The 19,741-nt window shown below is 32.4% G+C and carries 18 protein-coding genes and 1 tRNA gene; 12 read left to right on the top strand and 7 right to left on the bottom strand.

Annotated elements, in window-relative coordinates:
• Positions 1-121 precede the first annotated feature (121 nt).
• Entirely contained in the window at positions 122-553 is a 432-nt protein-coding gene (locus AC4FQ3_RS13235; RefSeq protein ID WP_491182138.1) for a DoxX family protein, read from the bottom strand.
• 295 nt (positions 554-848) lie between these two features.
• Here AC4FQ3_RS13235 and AC4FQ3_RS13230 point away from each other — a divergent pair, with 295 nt between their 5' ends.
• The 3 genes from AC4FQ3_RS13230 to AC4FQ3_RS13220 all read left to right on the top strand — a co-directional run bounded on the left by AC4FQ3_RS13230 (position 849) and on the right by AC4FQ3_RS13220 (position 3,760).
• Positions 849-1,316: a hypothetical protein gene (locus AC4FQ3_RS13230; RefSeq protein ID WP_491182137.1), complete on the top strand. Its 468-nt coding sequence runs from the start codon at positions 849-851 to the stop codon at positions 1,314-1,316.
• A 465-nt stretch (positions 1,317-1,781) separates the two neighbouring features.
• The gene (locus AC4FQ3_RS13225) at positions 1,782-2,417 is read left to right on the top strand and encodes a hypothetical protein (protein ID WP_491182136.1); all 636 of its coding nucleotides are present in this window, start codon (positions 1,782-1,784) and stop codon (positions 2,415-2,417) included.
• Positions 2,418-2,530: 113 nt separating this feature from the next.
• Positions 2,531-3,760 carry a TMEM143 family protein gene (locus tag AC4FQ3_RS13220; protein ID WP_491182135.1) on the top strand — a complete coding sequence of 410 codons (1,230 nt, stop codon included), beginning with the start codon at positions 2,531-2,533 and terminating at the stop codon, positions 3,758-3,760.
• 260 nt (positions 3,761-4,020) lie between these two features.
• Here AC4FQ3_RS13220 and AC4FQ3_RS13215 read toward each other — a convergent pair whose 3' ends face one another.
• Positions 4,021-4,575 (bottom strand): DUF4494 domain-containing protein, encoded by a 555-nt coding sequence (locus AC4FQ3_RS13215; RefSeq protein ID WP_463462151.1) that lies wholly within the window; start codon positions 4,573-4,575, stop codon positions 4,021-4,023.
• Between the two features lie 390 nt (positions 4,576-4,965).
• On the opposite strand from AC4FQ3_RS13215, the gene AC4FQ3_RS13210 reads away from it, so the two are divergent.
• The 9 genes from AC4FQ3_RS13210 (at position 4,966) to AC4FQ3_RS13170 (ending at position 11,157) form a co-directional block, all read left to right on the top strand.
• Positions 4,966-5,667, top strand: a complete 702-nt coding sequence (locus AC4FQ3_RS13210) for a gasdermin (RefSeq protein ID WP_042563847.1) — start codon at positions 4,966-4,968, stop codon at positions 5,665-5,667.
• 280 nt (positions 5,668-5,947) lie between these two features.
• A complete protein-coding gene (locus tag AC4FQ3_RS13205; RefSeq protein WP_491182134.1) occupies positions 5,948-6,412 on the top strand; it encodes an Mpo1 family 2-hydroxy fatty acid dioxygenase in 465 nt (154 codons plus the stop codon).
• Between the two features lie 9 nt (positions 6,413-6,421).
• Positions 6,422-6,838 carry a hypothetical protein gene (locus AC4FQ3_RS13200; RefSeq protein ID WP_491182133.1) on the top strand — a complete coding sequence of 139 codons (417 nt, stop codon included), beginning with the start codon at positions 6,422-6,424 and terminating at the stop codon, positions 6,836-6,838.
• Between the two features lie 39 nt (positions 6,839-6,877).
• Positions 6,878-7,360 (top strand): YfbM family protein, encoded by a 483-nt coding sequence (locus AC4FQ3_RS13195; protein ID WP_491182132.1) that lies wholly within the window; start codon positions 6,878-6,880, stop codon positions 7,358-7,360.
• 21 nt (positions 7,361-7,381) lie between these two features.
• Positions 7,382-7,864, top strand: a complete 483-nt coding sequence (locus tag AC4FQ3_RS13190) for a DinB family protein (protein ID WP_073397099.1) — start codon at positions 7,382-7,384, stop codon at positions 7,862-7,864.
• Between the two features lie 134 nt (positions 7,865-7,998).
• On the top strand, positions 7,999-8,526 hold the full coding sequence (locus AC4FQ3_RS13185) for a hypothetical protein (RefSeq protein WP_042563844.1): 528 nt from the start codon (positions 7,999-8,001) through the stop codon (positions 8,524-8,526).
• Positions 8,527-8,566: 40 nt separating this feature from the next.
• The gene (locus AC4FQ3_RS13180; protein ID WP_042563843.1) at positions 8,567-9,313 is read left to right on the top strand and encodes a hypothetical protein; all 747 of its coding nucleotides are present in this window, start codon (positions 8,567-8,569) and stop codon (positions 9,311-9,313) included.
• 92 nt (positions 9,314-9,405) lie between these two features.
• Positions 9,406-10,086, top strand: coding sequence for a metal-dependent hydrolase (locus tag AC4FQ3_RS13175; RefSeq protein WP_042563842.1), 681 nt, complete (start codon positions 9,406-9,408; stop codon positions 10,084-10,086).
• Between the two features lie 162 nt (positions 10,087-10,248).
• Positions 10,249-11,157: an alpha/beta fold hydrolase gene (locus tag AC4FQ3_RS13170; RefSeq protein ID WP_491182131.1), complete on the top strand. Its 909-nt coding sequence runs from the start codon at positions 10,249-10,251 to the stop codon at positions 11,155-11,157.
• A gap of 135 nt (positions 11,158-11,292) precedes the next feature.
• Here the strand turns inward: AC4FQ3_RS13170 and AC4FQ3_RS13165 are convergent, their stop codons facing one another.
• From AC4FQ3_RS13165 to ftsZ, 5 genes are all read right to left on the bottom strand, one after another.
• The gene (locus tag AC4FQ3_RS13165; RefSeq protein ID WP_159438486.1) at positions 11,293-12,177 is read right to left on the bottom strand and encodes a PorP/SprF family type IX secretion system membrane protein; all 885 of its coding nucleotides are present in this window, start codon (positions 12,175-12,177) and stop codon (positions 11,293-11,295) included.
• 41 nt (positions 12,178-12,218) lie between these two features.
• On the bottom strand, positions 12,219-16,262 hold the full coding sequence (locus tag AC4FQ3_RS13160; RefSeq protein WP_491182130.1) for a cadherin-like beta sandwich domain-containing protein: 4,044 nt from the start codon (positions 16,260-16,262) through the stop codon (positions 12,219-12,221).
• 650 nt (positions 16,263-16,912) lie between these two features.
• Positions 16,913-16,986: transfer RNA gene (locus AC4FQ3_RS13155), tRNA-Arg, on the bottom strand.
• A 103-nt stretch (positions 16,987-17,089) separates the two neighbouring features.
• Complete coding sequence (locus AC4FQ3_RS13150) at positions 17,090-17,539, bottom strand: GatB/YqeY domain-containing protein (RefSeq protein ID WP_042563802.1); 450 nt, start codon at positions 17,537-17,539, stop codon at positions 17,090-17,092.
• 203 nt (positions 17,540-17,742) lie between these two features.
• Complete coding sequence (gene ftsZ / locus AC4FQ3_RS13145; RefSeq protein WP_491182129.1) at positions 17,743-19,719, bottom strand: cell division protein FtsZ; 1,977 nt, start codon at positions 19,717-19,719, stop codon at positions 17,743-17,745.
• Positions 19,720-19,741: the final 22 nt, after the last annotated feature.

Raw genomic sequence — 19,741 nt, 5'->3', positions numbered from 1 at the left:
TAGGCTAATAGAAATGGCTCATGCCAGATTAGTATTTTTATTGTGATTATAAAAAAATAAAAACCAAATTAAAAAATTCCAAATTCCAAACTTTTGCCACTAAACCTTAAAAAAATCTTAGTTACTTAGAACCTTTGTCCCTTAGAATCTTAAAATAATCAATCGCACCAGTAGACCACAAAGCCCACAAAATCAGAATAGGCTGAAAGAACAATCGAATCAAACGAGCCTGATCTGTATCAAGACCAAAAGCAGATGTTCCGTTTAAGTATTGTGCGATATTGCCCGGAAAAACCAATACATAAAATATAGCCAGCGCGATCCCTACGTATACTCTGTACTTTTTTAGAAACAACATACCAAGACCTAAAGCTATTTCTACAATTCCGGAAAGTATCACAACCAGATCTTTATCCATTGGAACCCAATTTGGTACCTGTGCCTGAAAATCGGTTCTCTGGAAAGTAAAGTGGCCAAAAGCGGCCGCTATCATGAAGATTCCTAAGAATATTCTAAAGAAATTTTGGGTTTTTGTAGTTTGTATATTTTCCATTTCAGCTTTGATTTAAATTTTAATTGAAACATTTTATTAACAAATAAATGTTAGCTCAAATTTACCATAATAATCATCAAAAATTTTCCATAGTTTTCGTAAAATCCTTACGTAATCACCATTATATGAATTTCTTTACTTCTTTAGAACCTTGTTCCTTTTACTTTTTTTTCAGTCTCAAAAGTGCCATACAAACCCTTCTGTTCAAAAAAACAATCAACTTTAAAATAAATTTCTTACATAAATAATTATCTTCGCACCGCTATTAAACTCTAACCCCCCAAATATTAGAATAATGACCTTTTTTAATTTCCTGTTTAAAAATTCAGATTTAGAATGCCCAAGATGTCTGGGAAAAGGATTCGTTGGTCCGGAAGATATACGACGCTTAAATAAACAATTAAAATGGGCGCCCGGTCCCTGTGCCTATTGCGATGCATCTGGAAAAGTTACCGAAGAATTACTCTCAAAAGTAGCCGTAGACACGACTTATCTCACGATCGATTTACCGGAATCTGAAATAGAAAAAATAAAAAATGGAGATCCTGAGACTATAGAAAAAGGAAAACTGCAAGAGCTTTTTATAGACAATCTCATAAAATATATCGAACATCAATATCTACTCAAAAATATGGATGCCGAAAGTATTGCCGATTTGTATCTAAGTACAGAAGATGAAAAAGCTGTCTTTTCGGTAGAAAAAGAAAATCTACTGCAATACATTCGCAAAATAATCTATTTAAAGAACTCTGAACCAAATTAGTTACTTATTTCTTTGTTAATCATCTGAGGCTTTATCTTCAAAACACAAAAAACAGGTATAAATACGCGGTGCCAAAACTTTTTTTAGTGGTAAAATTGCCATTGAATAATTTTTGTCATTAATTATAATTTCTCAAAAGCGAAACTATAAATAGTATTATTTTTTTTGGAGCTATAAAGTGGGATTTCAAATCTTTAATAAGGATTGGAAATCCCATTTTTAGTTTTCTATATTTTGTTAATCAATTCAATAGAGAGTTTTATGTTTCTTTACAACTTTTAAACAAATTCCTCAAAATATCATGCTCAAAAGAATGTTCATTAATCATTCAAAAGGTTAACTTCGAAAAATCCTTTATAAAATGCAAAAAAGTAAAAGATAAAGACGTCAATTATTGGTTGATTTTTATAGATTTGCAAAACTACATCATATTAAAGTACGGAAACAATTATAAAATTTAAGACAATGAAATTTATTACTTCGACATTTTTATTTTTCATGTTTATTTGTTCCAATTCTTATGCACAACTAAGCTCGGATCAAATATTTGAAAGCTTTAAACAAGGAGAACGAACAAACTGCTCATCAATTGCTTTTATTAAAGCTTCTTTAAATGTTTATGGATTGGACAACCTTTTTATAACTGACACAGTAAGCGATAGTGTATATAAAATAACATTAAAAAATAATGCTTCTTTTAATTTAAAAAAAGAGGAATTGGATAAAGCTAAATTTTCTGCAGATTTTGTCTATATCAAAGATAACCCAGAGAGCGAGAAAATCACAGAATACGCCATTCTAACTTATGCAGTAATGGCAAAATACAGACAAATAACGGATAAGAAGGAAACTTTTGAAAAAGCTTTGGAAGATCTGGAAGATGGTGAAGTCTATACTCCTACTATTTATAAATACCTGGGCTTTGAAAAAGGCAAACAAATTCAAAAATTAAAACGTCAATCAGGAAGTGAATTTTGTGGGGTTGTGGCCTGGTCTACAGCACATGCCGTATTTGTTTGCGAAGATTTTATGGATTATTATGGCAACAAAAAAAGCCTGTGGCTTAAATATCCGGGACGTTTTAGGATAATTAAGTCTTAAATTCCAACTTAACAAGCTGGGAAAAAACCTTAGAATCTTAGAATCTCAGAACCTTAGGAACTTTAAAAAAAACCTTTGTATCTTTGGGCCTTAGTCCCTAAGAACCTACAAACATGACACGAGAACATTATATTCCCTTTAACAAGGAATTCTTACTCGAGCAACAAATAGCCACTTTCGCCGAAGACAAAAAAAAGATTGATGATTTTAAAAAGTTATTCGATATTATCGAACATTATTATCATTATGAAGCTTTTAACCTGAACCGAAATTTAAAGCAAAACTACGCTTTATTTGATCCGGATTTGAGTTTGAAAGAACGTGAAAATTTTATTGGCAAAAGCGATTTTGGAATTTTCAAAGAAACACTTCGTCAGGTTTTAGAACGTGGCAATTATACCAAAATCGATCATGAAACTTTAGACGAAGCTTTTAAAGATTCTGATTTAATTGGTCTGAATCTTTCGATAGATTTTAATGCTTTTAAAGACTACGAATTGTACGTTCGCGGTAGTCACAAAGCAAAAGAAAAAGTCAAAAAATATATTTTCTGGAAGAAAGAAATTGAGATCGAATACTACGATCGTGTTATGATTTACCTCAATTATAACGAAGCCGATTATCTAAAAGAAAACAAAGTCAAATTAGGAAGAATGCCTATTGATCCCGGATCTATTGGTTTAAAAATCTTTAAGCGTGTTCCTAAAAATGATTTGGAAACCATTTTCCCAAATGCAATTCCACGAATGTCCCTGAAAGATAAAATGCTGCTTTGGGTACCGGGAGTTTTTGGTGGAATTTCGTTATTAAGTGCCCAGGTAATTCCGGCGCTGATTAATATGTATACCGCTTATGAAACCGGCGAAACAATCGATTTACTAAACAGCAAAACATCATTAAACCAAGGTTTGATTGCACTGGGAATTTTAGCTGCTTATTGCTTTCGCCAATACAACAACTTTATAAACAAGAAGATCCGATATTCTAAAATGCTTTCGGATAGTTTGTATTTTAAAAATCTGGGAAATAATAGTGGTGCTTTTTATTCTTTACTAAATTCTTCTGAAGAAGAAGTGCTTAAAGAAACTATTTTGGCATATGCTTTTTTACATAAAAGCGAAAATCCGTTAACAGCTCAGGAACTGGATAATCAAATTGAATTGTGGTTTAAAACAAAATTAAATACAGAAATTGATTTTGATGTAACCGATGCTTTACTGAAACTAAAAAACATTGGTCTTGGCGTAGAAAAAAATGGAAAATGGGAAGCTCTTCCTTTAGAGAAAGCTTTGATTCAAATTGATGAATTGTGGGATAATGTTTTTGATTATAATCAGAAATAAGATTTTGTAGACTTTTGTTTATTCTTATTTCTAATCTTTGTTGTGGAACGCGGATGACACGGATTTGCTTTGCAAAAACGCGGATTTAAACGGATTTTTTTTATTTTGTCAACATAGAACATTGAACATCTTTGTCAAAGTTTAAAACTTTGACAAAGATTTACGGCACAAAAGATATAACTACTAAATCTTATTATCAATATCTTATAAAAACAAAAAAGAGAACTTAAAGCTCTCTTTTTATATAATACTAAAGTAAATTATTCGCTATCTGCTTCTACAAGATCTTCTATATTTTCGCCTGTATCACCTACAGCTACAATTTCTGGTTTAGAAGCTTTTAGGGCATTAAATCTTTCCAATTGTTCTAAGTCTCCCTCTTCACCACTAAAATATGGAAAAACATCCATAATTGGTGATTCTGAAATTGCCGGAATTGTATAATCTCCCATTGTGTTTTTCATTGCCGTAATCGTATTGTCATAGGCTTCTTTTACATCATTGGCCTGAACTAACAAATACATATTTGTTTTGCGTTCTTTACCACTTTCTTCATCATAAGCCATTAAAGTAACCTTCGATTTAAACCAGCGATCAGCATTTTCAAAAGGATGAATCTCGGCATAATTTGCCACTTTAATATTGGTGATTTTAAATTCTTCACTAACATAAGCCTTCATTTCTTCATTAATTCTGCTTTCGGCTTCTGTATAAGATATCGCATCTACCAAATAAGGTTCTGTAGTAACCTTTTGTGTTCCGATGTCATCTGTTTTTCTATATTTTACTTTGCATTCGTACCAAGTTGCGCTCATTTTTCATTTTTTTAAGGATGCCAAAGATAGATTTTAAAGGAAATAAAAAATCTTAATTTTCAAAATAGATATTCACAATTTGAAATAAAAAGTGAACTCTTAGGTAAATTAATTTAAACACATAGAAACATAGATTTAAAATCTCAGGAAAGGTGTTTTACTTTATTAAAATACACGGAGCATTGTTTTGTATTTCGGTTTTAAAACATTCTTTTTTACTCATAAAACCTATGTTTCTATGTGTTAAACAAATTGTTATAAATTATACCAAATGCAATAAACTTTAAAATAAACCAATAAATATTTAATAAATTTGTAAGTATAATACACTAAAAAAAATTAATAATACTAATACCCCAAAACTATTTATATAACTTAAAAAACAATACCATGAAACTTACCAAATTTTTAGGCGATCAGGGTTATGACTTAATCGAAGGACCTTTAAGAAGTCATAAACCACTACAATTATGGTTGAAAAAACCGTTTGATGAAGCACAGCTTTATTATGCAAATATCAGTCACGCTTTTAAAAGCGATATTGAATTAGTAGAAATCGAAAATCCGGCGTTGAGCGTTGATTATACTAAAAAAGATGATTATGGTTTTAATATAGGAATTACACTTTTGGAAGAAATTCTAAAAACATTAGGACTTGGTACTTTTGAAATTTCTGCCAAAATAAAATCCGGAAAAACCGTAACCATCAGTTACGAAAACTCTGTTACCAAAGAATATGCATTGGGCAATCTCGAAGAATATTTATTTTCTGCTGATTTCCAACATCCAAATCCTTCTCTTTTAAAAAATGCCAATCGCAATTATCTTCTCCTCATTACGGGAACTGTTTTTGCTAAAAATCTAGTGGTCGATATTGAGACTGATTTTACATTAGATACGGGTTTAATTGCCAGTTTAAATGCAGTTGCAGAGGGCAAACTGGACTTTACAATAAGCAACCAAAGCAAATTAAAAATGACTTCGAATATGGGAATTTATTTTCCTATTGCCGTTCAGGCCAGCAGAATAGATTTTGACAGAAGCCGATTTAAAAAATTAATATTGGCAACAGATAATCTTAATATATTTTAACATCACGGTATTTTTTAACCACGATGTTTTTTTTAACCGCAAAGATAAATCAATACAAAGCTTTGCGAACTTTTGCGTAAATCTTTGCGGGCTTTGCGGTTAAAAATTAATTTGTTTCACGCAGATTTTAAAAAGATTTAAGCAGATATTTAAATTTAATCTGCTCAAATCTACAGAATCTGCGTGAAAAAACATTTTAATCTGTAAGGTTCTATGTTTTTTGATTTTATTCAAAGTCAGAAAATTTTAATAGATTTGTTTACTATCTAAACCAAAAAAAATGAGAACATTAGACCAATGGTTTGACGAATATGCCGTAAGTCATCAAAACCCAAAAAACAAAGCAATACACTATGTTTGCGTTCCGGCAATTTATTTTTCGATTGTAGGATTATTAATGAGTATTCCGAGTACTTTTATTGCCAATACTCTTAAACTGAATGTGCCCATTATCGAAAATTGGGCAGTTGTTGTATTACTTTTTGTTCTTGTTTTTTATATCCGATTATCAGTTGCAATGGCTATTAAAATTGCTATTTTCTCTACTCTTTGTCTGATTGTGAATTATTACATTGGTCAGCTTTTACCTTTATGGCTGTTTTCTATTGGCGTGTTTGTAATCGCGTGGATTGGGCAATTTTACGGTCATAACATTGAAGGCAAAAAGCCTTCGTTTTTAAAAGACCTTCAGTTCCTAATGATTGGTCCGGCCTGGGTTGTAGAGAATTTATTTTCTAAGAAATAAGACATCTTTATGTTCAATTTTTTCAGAAAACAAAATGAAATCCCCAATTTCAGCATCATTAAAAACTATTCAAAAAAAGATTTATATTTTTCAAGAAGTAAGAAATGGGACTGGTTAAATGATAAACAGATTTTTCTTGCGGATAATGATTCTTATGGAAAAATTAAAATGGTTACTCTTGATTTTTGGTCACAAGAAATGTTTTTAGATGCAAACGGACAAAAAACAATGACAGAATATCTTACTGTCCTTATTAAACAATTTCAGAAAAATAAAATGGAAATTCCTACCGATTTAGATGCGTTTATGATTGAAACTTTAGAAAGTTTGAATAACGATTTAAATGCAATTGAATTTAGTGATTTCCCTATAAAGATTGCTTCTGAGTTTGATAATTCATTAACAGAACAATCCATGAAAAATTAAAAAAATAAAATAAATAATAAAATATAATACGATATGGGAATGATCGCTAATTTACTTCGCGTAACTACTACTGAACTTGAAACTTATTTACAAGATAGTTCGCTTTTGGAGGAAAGAATTTACGATGAAAATGCAACCGAAGATCAAAATTTAAACGATGTTGACAAAGCTTGGGATGGTATTATTTTTTTACTAACAGGGCAAAACATTCAAAATGCAGATCATCCACTGGTACAGGTTTTATTTAGTGGTCAGCTTATTGATGAAGAACAGGATTTAGGTTATGGTCCCGGACATTATTTAACTTCTGATCAGGTTAAAGACCTAAGCGAACAAATCTCAAAAATTACAACTGAAGATTTAAAAAACAAATATAACTCCAAAACAATGAACGAGTTAGATGTATATCCAATATGGGATGAGGATTCTTTTGATTATTTAGATGAAAACTTTAAACTTTTGCAACAAATATATGCAGAAGCTGCCAACAACGACCAAGCGATAATAACGTTTTTAAATTAAGTAAAATTAAAAGCTTATATTTTGTCAGAACAATATTCTACATACGTCAAAGAACAATATGAATATGTAAAAGGTTCAAGAAATGTACTTTTTGAATACTGTAAAACTATTAGTCCAGAAGATTTCATTAATCAAAATACATCATTTGGCCGTGGCGGAAGCATGAGAAACTTACTCGTTCATATTGCCAACACATACGAATATTGGATTGCGAATCTTGCATTGAAAAAGAACCTAAAATATGCTGAATATGAAGACAACTTAACAATACAGGATGTTATTTTACTTTTTGATTCTGTAGATCTTTTCATGGAAGAATTTATTCTGGAAATGGATCTTTCTGATCGAGAGATAGTCTACAAAATACAAGGCAATAAAAATTCAGCATCGCCTTTAAAATTTTTTAGTCATGTTATTACACACGAATACCATCATAAGGGTCAAATTTTATCTCTAAGCAGGCATCTTGGTTATATTCCGGTTGATACAGATATTATGAGATAAATCTTCTAAATATTTAGTTTTTTCAGGTTTAATTTGTATTTTCGTTTTGTAAAAAATTACCATTTTCAAACAACCAATTCTGTAAATTATTAATAATCTGATTAATATATTTATAGAAGTAACAAACAGCTATTATGACACAATTAATTTGGGGTATCTTAAATATAGCAATCTTTATCGCATTTATTGTTATATGTTTTCAGGCATTGAAATTTATTCGTGAAAAATTGGGTCTTTTTGCTTGTGTTATTTTTGCTTTGGGTTTATTATCTTTTACTTCTAAACCAAAAGACAACAATTCAGAATTCAAACAATTTGATTTAAATAATAAAACCGCTAAAGTCGCTAATAGCAATAATGGTCGAAATCAAAGAATAGTTATTGATGATAATCTAACTTCAAAAATGAGTCTTTCTGTAAATTATACAGCTAAGGAACTGCTTAATGCACAATCTTCCAGAGAAGGATTTATAAGTGGTACAAACTGGTACCCAATTAGTATTATTTTAAATAAATCTAATGGAGAAAATCAATACGTTTATTCTGTTTATGGAACTTTAGAATGGAGACTTTTAGGAATTACCATCTATTCGCAATCGAAAAATTTTGAGGGTAAAATAGAGTTACCACAGTCCGATTTATTGTATTCTCCGTCAAACTAAGAGCTCAACTTTATATTTCCTTTAATCAACTCATAATAAAATGAAAATAGATCCTAAGGAAATAGAAATTGAACGTGACGATATTTTCACTTATAGAAGAATCAGGCGGGCAATAGGTTATTTAGGAATAAGCCTTCCAATACTTTTGGTTGGTTTGTCTTTTATTTCTTTTTTCAAAACACAACTTCAACCTTCAATAAGTCATTATTATTTCACCAATCTCAGGGAAATTTTCACAGGAACATTATGTGCAGTAGGTTTATTTTTAATTTGCTACAAAGGCACAAGCAATGCTTCAATCTGGAAAAATGACAATTTATTGACTAATATTGCGGGAATCATGGCGATTGGCGTAGCATTGATACCAATGAATCCGGATGATTTTGCAATTAAAATTTACACAATAATTCCGTATCCGGAAAAATGGCTTGGCTGGTTTCATTATGGCTTTGCGGCTTTGTTGTTTTTAATCATGGCTTTATTGTCTATTAATGTTTTTACAATTGGTCAGAAAAATGAAACCAGAGATCCAAAAAGTATTCTTAACGAAAATAATATTTATAGGTTTTGCGGATATTCCATACTTGTTTTTATAATTATGGTACCTGTTTCCGAAAGTTTAAAATTTTTCACTTATTCAACGTTAGTTTTAGAGGCACTTGCTCTTTTTGCTTTCGGAATTGCCTGGCTGATAAAAGGTCGCGCTCTTGGCGACAAAGGCATGATTGGTAAAAAATTATATCAGGAAAATAATCCTGTTGATACTGAAAAAGTTTTTGAGGAATAAATAGTTTGTTTCAAGTCCGTTTTGGCTGGTACATTTTTTGGATAAAAAGTTAACTACTTTAGATAATTATCAATTTATAAAATCTATTTATTATGAAGATAACTTATTACGGACATTCGTGTTTTTCAGTTTATGCCAATGGAAAAGATATTCTATTTGATCCTTTTATTACCGGGAACGATTTAGCCAAAGATATTAATATTGACGAAATCAAAGCTGATTATATTTTTATTTCACATGCCCATTACGATCATATTTTAGATGTAGAACGCATCGCAAAAAATACGGGAGCCAAAGTTCTTGGCAATTTTGAAATCTATAACTGGCTCTTAAAAAACGGAATCGAAAACGCGCATCCAATCAATCCGGGTGGAAAGTTTGATTTTGACTTTGGATCCGTAAAATGTGTTATTGCGCAGCATCCAAGTAGTTTCATGGATGGAAGTTATGGTGGAATTGCCTGTGGTTTTGTGTTAACTACCGTTGATGGAAATTTTTATTATAGCGGTGATACGGCCCTAACTCTGGATATGCAGCTGATTCCGAAATTTACCAAACTTGACTTTGCTGTTTTCCCAATTGGAGATGGCCTTACAATGGGAATTGAAGAAGCAATTGAAGCATCAAAATTAGTTGGCGTTACTAAAATATTAGGCGTTCATTATGATACTTTTGGTTTCATTATTATGGATCATAAAAAAGCTGAAGAAAGTTTTAAAAATGCAAATCTCCATCTTTTCTTACCAAAAATTGGCAGTACAATCGAAATCTAATTTTCGAAATATCGCTAAAACATATTGGTTAAAGCGATATAAAACAAAACATACAAATGTAAAATCCATTCAATATCCCAAAACTATTGGTTCATAAATATTTTTCATCCAAGGCATTAAAATTGTTTATCTGAATTAATCATTAACCAAAATTCAAAAACAATGAAAACATTTACAATTCCATTTGTTTTTTTGATGCTTATAACAAATTTATCTATTATGAATGCACAAAAAATAACTGCTTTAAATTCTAAAACAGAATTTGCTGATGTTTCAGGCAGAAAAATCGCTTACCGTACTATAGGAAAAGGAACTCCCATTATTTTAGTAAATCGCTTTAGAGGAACACTAGATACCTGGGATCCCCTATTTTTAGACAAACTTGCCGAAAACTACAAGGTAATTACTTTTGATTACACTGGTATTGGCTACTCAACAGGAACTTTACCAACTGACTTAAAAGATGTTGCAAAAGATGTAAAAGATCTTGCCGATTTTCTAAAAATAAAAAAAACAATTATAATGGGCTGGTCTTATGGTGGATTAGTAACTCAGGTTGCAACATTGCAATTTTCAGATCTTATTTCACAAACCGTATTATTAGGGACCGGGCCTCCGGGTGAAAGAGTTGTTCCCCTGGAGCAGGCATTTCTGGATTCAGCTTTAAAACCGGTTAATGATTTTGATGATGAAATTGTATTGTTTTTCGAACCTTCTTCTGAAGAAAGCAAAGCAGAAGCCAAAGCATCACACGACAGAATTGCAAAAAGAATTGATGTTTCTAAAATTCCTTCTACTATGGATGTTTTTCAACTTTATTTTAAAGGCAGCGCTGGTTTAACTGAAGATAAAGATAATTTTAAAGGAAAACTTAAAACTACTAAAACTCCAATTTTAATTATTTCCGGAGATCATGATATTAGTTTTGCTGTCGAAAATTGGTATCCGTTAACCAAACAATTACCAACGGCGCAATTAATCGTTCTTCCACAGACAGGACATGCGCCGCAACATCAGCATATAAATCTTGTAGTAAATTATATCCATGCTTTTTTAGAGAATACAAAATAAATTGATGACCATTTAGAATATTATCATGTTAAAATGAAAAAGCCAGTGAAAATAAATCACTGGCTTTTTTTTACTGATTAGAATCACATTCTTTACTCAATAAAGAACCTATTTTAATTATGATAAACTCTTATATTACAATTTATAGTTAAGTCCAACTTCAAAAGTATTGTTTGCATAAGCACCAAGACTTCCAAAATATTTAGAATAAGCCAGAAAAACACCCAAATCGTTAAGCGAAATACCAAAAGCTGTAGAAACAGTTTTATTAGTATGGTAAAATGCTGATACATTCATCTTATAATCCGGAAAGTTAAATCTTGCCCCTGCATCTAAAATATCTTTGTGTCCTTTAACCCCTCTATAAGCGATCAATGGTTCAACATTTAAGTTTTCATCTTCATTTGACAGTAATATTTTATAACTCACTGATGAATAAAAAATAGAACGATCTACATATTTTTTCACACCATCATTATTATCATACATTAAAGCATTAAGGTTTGGCAATGCTGCCTGGATTGTCAATAGTCTACTAGTATACGCAATACCCAGATCTCCATCAAAAGCAGCACCTTCATTATAATTCTGTAATAAAGCGTCGTCCCTATCCCCTACAACTTTATTGTAATCAATAGAAGCAAATTTTGCACCTGCAGATAATCCGAAATTTAATTTTTGGTCAACTCCTATTGGTAAATGATAGGCATAAGTTCCCATTATTCTTGTTCTATTGATTAGTCCAGCTCTGTCACTACTTACATTTAATCCTAACCCTGTTCTGTTGCCTCCATTATATTCGAAAGTGGCATTCATTAATATTGGATTCCCGGGAACTTCATCCCATTGTCTTTGGTAGCCTATGTTAAATTTCATACCTTCTTCTAACCCTGCCATAGCAGGGTTATTTAAGTATTGATTTTGAAAATACATGGACTCGTATTCTGTTAACTGCGCATTTGCGGTATTTGCTCCTAATAGAATCAGGAACATCATTACCTTTATATAGATTACTCTCATTTTTTTAATTTTCATTGTTTTATTTCTTTCCTTCTTAATTATTAGTCTCTAATAATTGAAATGAACCCTTTAAGTTTAGGTGAACCATTCCCTAGATCAATTAGATAGTAATAAGTATCCTCAGTAAGTGGAGATCCTTTATAAGTACCATCCCAATCACTGTTATAGTTATTTTTAGAATACACTAATCTTGCTGCTCTGTCAAAAACTTTAACTGAATTGTTAGGATATACATTCAGACCTGGAACTACCCAAACATCATTTTTACCATCTCCGTTTGGAGTAATAATATTTGAAGGGATAACTGGTACTGCATCTTCTCTGTTTACAATAATAGTATATGTTTCTTGTGTACCATCTGGAGCTGTAACAACTATTGTAACTACATTCTCTCCTGTTTTTAGATCAATTGGAGCCGTATTATCAGTAACTGTTTTTCCATCAACTATTATCTCAACAGTTGCATTTGGATCGATTGGTGTAGGAGTGATTATAATTGAATTAGTCTCATTTGGCACATCTACTGTGTAATTTTTTGTATCTGTATTAAATTCTGGACTTAAAGTACCTTCACTTACAACAATGTCAGATAAACCTGCATTATCAGATGGCTTAGAAGCTGCTTCTTCTCTTGTAACAACTATTACATAAGTATTAGTAGTCCCATCCTCTGCAGTTACTACTGTAGTAATCGTATTTTCACCTACTTGCAAAGGAATTTCTCCAGAAGCTTTTCCGCTTGGTACTTCTACTCCATTTACTGTTACTGTTGCTGTAGCATCTGCAATAGTTGGTGTAACTGTAATCCCTGTAACATCATTAGGTACTGTAGCTGTATAATCTTTAGTTCCTTCTGCAAAAGTTGGGCTTAAAGTACCTTCACTTACAACTAAATCTGTCAAACCTGCATCATTAGAAGCTTCTCTTGTAACAACTATTACATAAGTATTAGTAGTTCCATCCTGAGCTGTTATTATCGTAGTGATTTCATTTTTACCTACTTCTAAAGGAATATTTCCCGAAGCAGTTCCACTTGGCACCTCTACTCCATTTACTGTTACAGTTGCTGTAGCATCCGCAGTAGTTGGTGTAACTGTAATATTTTTAACATCATTAGGTACTGTAGCTGTATAGTCTTTAGTCCCTTCTGCAAAAGTTGGGCTCAATGTACCTTCACTGATAGTTAAATCTCCTAAACCTGCATCACTAGAAGGCTCTCTTGTAACGATTATTGTATAAGTTTGAGTAGTTCCATCTTGCGCTGTTACTACTGTAGTAATTGTATTTTCACCTACTTCCAAAGGAATATTTTCAGAAGCAGTTCCGCTTGGTACTTCTTTTCCATTTACTGTTACCGTTGCTGCAGCATCGGCTGTAGTTGGGGTAACTGTGATTTCTTTAATATCATTAGGTACTGTAGCTGTATAGTCTTTGGTTCCTTCTGAAAAAGCAGGGCTTAAAGCACCTTCACTGATAGTTAAATCTCCCAAACCTGCATTGCTAGAAGCAATCACTGTTAAAGTTCCAGAAACGTAGCTAATAGCATAATTTGATGAAACTGCTCCACTAGCAGCAATTGGATAAGTACCTACTGCACTTGTTTTAACTGCTGTAGTTGTAATTGTAGGTAATGTTGTTAAACTAACCTGAGTATCTCCATTTACAAACCCAGCATAACTTGCTGTTAATACTGGATTGTCTGATCCGTAAACTTTACTGTTATCAATTGCAGTAATAGTTAACGCTGCAGGAGTAATAGCCAATACTGCATTTGCTCCATAAGTAATAGTGTAGTTTGATGAAACTGCACCACTTACTGTGATTGGATAATTTCCAACTGCACTTCCTTTAACCGCTGTAGTTGCAATTGTAGGTAATGTTGTTAATTTTGCTTCAGTGTCTCCATTTACAAAACCAACATAAGTTGCTGTTAAAACAGGATTATCTGATCCATAAACTTTAGTGTTATCAACTGCAGTAATAGTTAACGCTGCAGGAGTAATATCTAATATATTTGCTACATAAGTAATGTCATAGTTTGAAGAAACTGCTCCACTAACTGTAATTGGATAATTTCCAACTGCACTTCCTATAACTGCAGTAGTTACAATTGTAGGTAATGTAGTTAATTTCGCTTCAGTATCTCCATTTACAAACTTATCATAAGTTACTGTTAAAACTGGATTCGCAACACCATATTGTCTATCTTTTTTAACTGCTGTGATAGTCAGTGGTGCTTTGTTTACAGTACTTGTAGCTATTGGTATATTTATAGTGGTTGTACCATTACTGGTTAACACTAGATTTCCAGAATAATCTTTTGCGTCAATTGTTCCTTTTAATCGAACATACACTTTTGTAGATGCAATAGCGCCTGCAGCTCCAATAGTAATTGTATTGCTAAAAGTAACTCCATCTGTACTCACTTCAAATCCTGAAGGAGGAGTAACTAAAATTCCTTCAAGCATAGCAAGACCAGATAGGTCAAAACTATTTGAACTTGATGGCGTACCATAAGTTGTAGTTAACCCAGATAAGCTATCGGTACTTACTACAATTGTTGGTCCAACATTAACAATTCCATTATTAGAAGTAAAGAAAGTATTATTTTTATTAACTGCGTTTGAAAGAGAGCTTCCCCATGATCCACCAGATCCGGTTGTAACACCCAATTTTATACTTTTGGCAGTATGCACTAAATTAGCAGTAAGATCTGCAACTACTCCGCTCACGATAGAGAAAGTTTCATTTATTGTAGTTTTTGCACCAAAAGTTTTAGTTCCAGCTCCTGATAATGTAAGATTATTATAAATTATTGATCCCGTTCCTAAATTTTGTGCACCTCCATTAAATTCTACCGTACTTGTTCCCGCTGTAAAATTACTTCCAGTGCCACTTACATTTCCTGAAAATTTTAAAAGACTTGAATTAGCATTTAATGTTCCTTGTGTTCTAACCCAATCAGTAAAACTATGAGTCAAACCAGCTCCAAGATTAAGTGTTCCTGCACCATCAATTATTAATTTCCCAGTATTTAAATTTTTTGTAAAAGTCGCTACACCAGCAGTTTTATTCATAACAACTCCTTTTGTTGCTGTAAAACCATCTATAGTTTGACTAACAGCACCTGTTAGATAAACAAATCCATCTGTTGTCAACGATCCATTATTGTTTATAAAATCACCGCCAAAATACAAATCCGTGTTAGTAGCTACTAATGAAGCACCCTCATCTATTACAAGTGATACCCCATCATTAAATCTTTTTTCTACATTATTATTTAAGGTTACTATGCTTGAACCTGTAACAGAAGAAATTTGAACCCCTCCGTTTGCGATAAATGGACTAACCCATTCCGGTCCGGCTGTCAGGGATGATGCGCTATTGTATTGTAAAGCAGCATTAGCACCATAAGTTGGTGCAGCAGAAGCTGTCGCTGTACCTGTCATGGCAAGAATACCGTTTACAATTACTGAAGGGGTAATTGTTCTGATACCACTACCAGAAATTGTTAAATTATTATAAGTATAGGCACCTATAGCTCGCGTTCCTGTACCATTATAAGATACAGTTCCTTTACCGCTTGTTAAAGTACCTGCATTTAATATACCTCCTGTCATTACTCCTCCAATCTGCAAATTTCCATCTCCGGAAAAAGTCACATCATTTTGAAGAGCAGTACCATTCATTGTAACATTTCCCGTTACAGTTACTTTTCCAGTATTAATAGTTAAACTACAATCGCTGGTATCCCCGCCGCCGCTATTCATAATTATCGATGCAGGAGAAAAAGACCCCGCATTTACTGTTAGAACAACAACACTGCCTGGAGTTGAATTTGACAACTCAAGAATTGCACAAGCAGCTCCTAAAGCAGATATTACAGGTTGATTGGATGCATTTGTTATTAATACATTGTCAGTAGCAGTCGGCCTTCCTTCAGGACTCCAGTTTGTATCTACATTCCATGCAGTACTCGTGGCACCGGTCCAGGTTTTAAGACTTTGTCCATACCCTACACTAAATAAAAGAAGGGCTAATACAATAAGTAAATTTTTGTTCATTTTTGTTTTATTTCTATCCATTTTTGTTTTTTAATTTTCATTCATTTTTGCTAATTTTCTACTTCATCTTTTTCTTTTTTTTAAGCCATTTTTTGTTCATTTTTATCCATTTATTAATTCACTTTTCAAAAAAATTAAATTCCAATATCAATTCTTCTAAAAAAATTCCATCCATTTCCTTAAACATTTAATCTTAAATCCGCATAAAAAATTAATTTAACCGTCTACTAAAAAAAACAAAAAACAAGTTGTAATCGCCTTATTTTACAGTAGTTTTAGATATTTAATAAAAAAATCTGCCGGACTTAGAGACTAACAGAATTTAATTTCCCAAAGGTTAAAGCCATTTTGACTTATTATTGCCTTCAAAAGTTTTTAAGTTTACAAATAAGGACATTTCTTACATTAAGAAGAATTGCTTAAAAAAAACAATAAGAGCCATATATATTTTAATAGGTAGGGATTTGCAAATTCATAGGCAAAAAAAGCCTACTTAACACTTCAATAATTCGTATATAAAATTTAATCGAATAGTTTAAAAGGTTCTTAGAGGAAGTAAGACAAACAACAATAAAAATCGTATTATAATTAGTTGTCATAAAAAACATGGAGACAATGCTCAAAAAAAAAACAGGCAAAATACATAAGTAATGTATTTTGCCTGTTTACTGTGACCGCGGAGGGGTTCGAACCCCCAACCCTCAGAGCCGAAATCTGATATTCTATCCAGTTGAACTACGCGGTCAATATATTTAAAATTCAATTTTTAAATTCCAAATTCCAATTTAAATTTGGAATTTCTATTTTGGGTTTTCCAATTTTGGAATTTGGATTTTTTTTATTGGAATTTAAACCAAAAGTTTCTTCACAATTGCAGAAATGGTTTTTCCTTCAGCAGTTCCACCCAATTGAGCAGATGCCAATCCCATTACTTTACCCATTGAAGCAATTCCAGAAGCTCCTGTTTCAGCAATAATTTTTGCAATTACAGCTTCTACTTCTTCTTCACTTAATTGAGCTGGTAAGAATTTCTCAATTACCGCAACCTGAGCTAATTCTGGCTCAGCCAAATCAGGGCGGTTTTGTTCTGTAAAAATCCTTGCGCTTTCTTTACGTGTTTTAACTAGTCTTTGAAGTAATTTTACTTCTTCGTCTTCTGTCAATTCTTCTTTAGAGCCAGAAGCAGTTGCAGCTAATAACATTTCTGATTTAATAGCTCTTAAAGCTTCTAAAGCTACTGTATCTTTTGCTCTCATGGCGGTTTTAATCTCGTCCATGATTAATGTTTGTAAACTCATTTTTGTTTTTATTTGAATAAGCAAAGCTTATAAATTGATTAATTTTTCTGAAAGTTGCTATCAACCTCCACTCGAACTGACAACAAAATTAACTTTAAAGGTTAAGCATAGAAGTCAAATTTTTAAATTCTGTGCGAAGATAAAAAAAATAACCCGAAAATTAAATCCAATTTTCGGGTTATCCTATTATTATGAATGTAATATTAATCTACGTTATCGTGCAAAAATGAATTGTTTGAACGTAATTGTAAATCGTTATTACTATCTGTACCAACAGAGATTCTCGAATTAGTTGTATTAGATTGATTATTTGAAAGATCAATACCTAATCTTTTGTAAGCAGGCTCTTTTTCTAGTTCATCAATTCTAGAAACATTGTTATGGAATTTATAATTAAATTCTTTTAGTTTCTTTCTTCTTTCTTCTGCTCTTAAACGTAATGTTTCTTCGATTGTTAATTCCATCGGAGACGCATGATCTGTTGTTGTAAAAGCAGCTTCCTGTGCAAAATCAACTTTTGGTTTCAAAGTGATATTCAATTCCTCAGGAACTACATCTTCTACCACTTTTTCAACTGGTTTAGATGTGATTAAATCATTTTCAACCTCCATATATTCTTCTAAAGAATATTTGATGATTCCGTTTTCAGCAACTTCAGTTACCGGAACAAATGAAACAGGATCATTTACCTTAATATTACGTGTTTCGTTTGTTAATTCAAACAAAATTCTAGTATCTTCAACAACCGGTTCTTTCTTTACTTCCGGCTCTGCTCTAAAAAGAGGCAAGTCAAAAGAAAACGTTGTTTGTTCTTCTTTTTCAAATACTCTTTGAACAGGTTTTACTTCCTGAAAAGTTTGCGCTTGCGGAGTAGAAATAGTAAAATCGATATCTGTAATTGGCGAAACGATTTCAAAAGTTACATCCAGATTTTTAATAAACTCTGACATTACTACTAACTCTTCCTGATTGATTACTGGAGCAACAGCAACCGGAGGAGTCTGAATCACGGGAGCAACAACCGTATCTTCCATCAAATCAAAAACAATTTTTTCTTCTGATTTCGCAGTTGGTGTACTACTGCTTAAATCGAAAGATGTAAGTGCTTTATTCGTTAAATTATGAACACTTCTTTGTTCATCTTCCAACGTATGAATGATTTTCTTAGGTTCTGTATTTACAATTTCATTTTGTTGTTCAACATCAAAACCAGTAGCAATAATAGTTACGGCAATAGCCTCACCAAGAGTTTCGTCTTCACCAACTCCCATGATAATATTTGCGTTGTAACCTGCTTCTGCCTGGATATGATCGTTGATTTCTCCAATTTCGTCAAGCGTAATTTCATCAGATCCAGAAACGATAAGCAACAATACGTTTTTGGCTCCTGTAATTTTGTTGTCGTTTAATAACGGAGAATCCAATGCTGAAATAATAGCATCTTTTGCTCTGTTTTCGCCTTCGGCAACAGAAGATCCCATGATCGCAGTTCCGCTGTTTGCTAAAACAGTTCTTGCGTCACGTAAATCAATATTTTGAGTATAGTGATGTGTAATTACTTCAGCAATCCCTCTTGAGGCTGTTGCCAAAACTTCATCCGCTTTAGAAAATCCAGCTTTAAAACCAAGATTTCCGTATACTTCTCTTAATTTATTATTGTTGATTACAATTAAAGAATCTACTTGTTTACGTAATTTTTCGATTCCTAAAAGCGCTTGTTCCTGACGTACCTTTCCTTCAAACTGAAATGGGATTGTTACGATACCAACGGTCAAAATTTCTCTTTCTTTTGCCAATTGTGCAATTACCGGAGCAGCACCAGTACCGGTACCACCACCCATACCAGCCGTAATAAATACCATCTTAGTACCACGGTCTAACATTTTTTCGATATCAGCGATACTTTCAATAGCAGATTGCTGTCCTACATCAGGGTTTGCTCCTGCTCCAAGACCCTCTGTTAAGTTCATACCTAACTGAATTTTATTTGGTACAGCGCTATTTTGAAGTGCTTGTGAGTCTGTATTACAAACGATAAAATCTACCCCTTTAATACCTTGCTTGAACATGTGGTTGATTGCGTTACTTCCGCCTCCACCAACACCTATTACTTTGATTACATTTGATTGGTTTTTCGGTAAATCAAATGAAATACTTCCAAATTCTGAGTTGCTCATCATCTTTTTGGTTTTGAAATTCTTA

The organism is Flavobacterium sp. AK-345 (genome assembly GCF_058310175.1).
The sequence above is the reverse complement of the archived record's forward strand: the minus strand, read 5'-3'. Positions and strand labels throughout refer to the sequence as shown.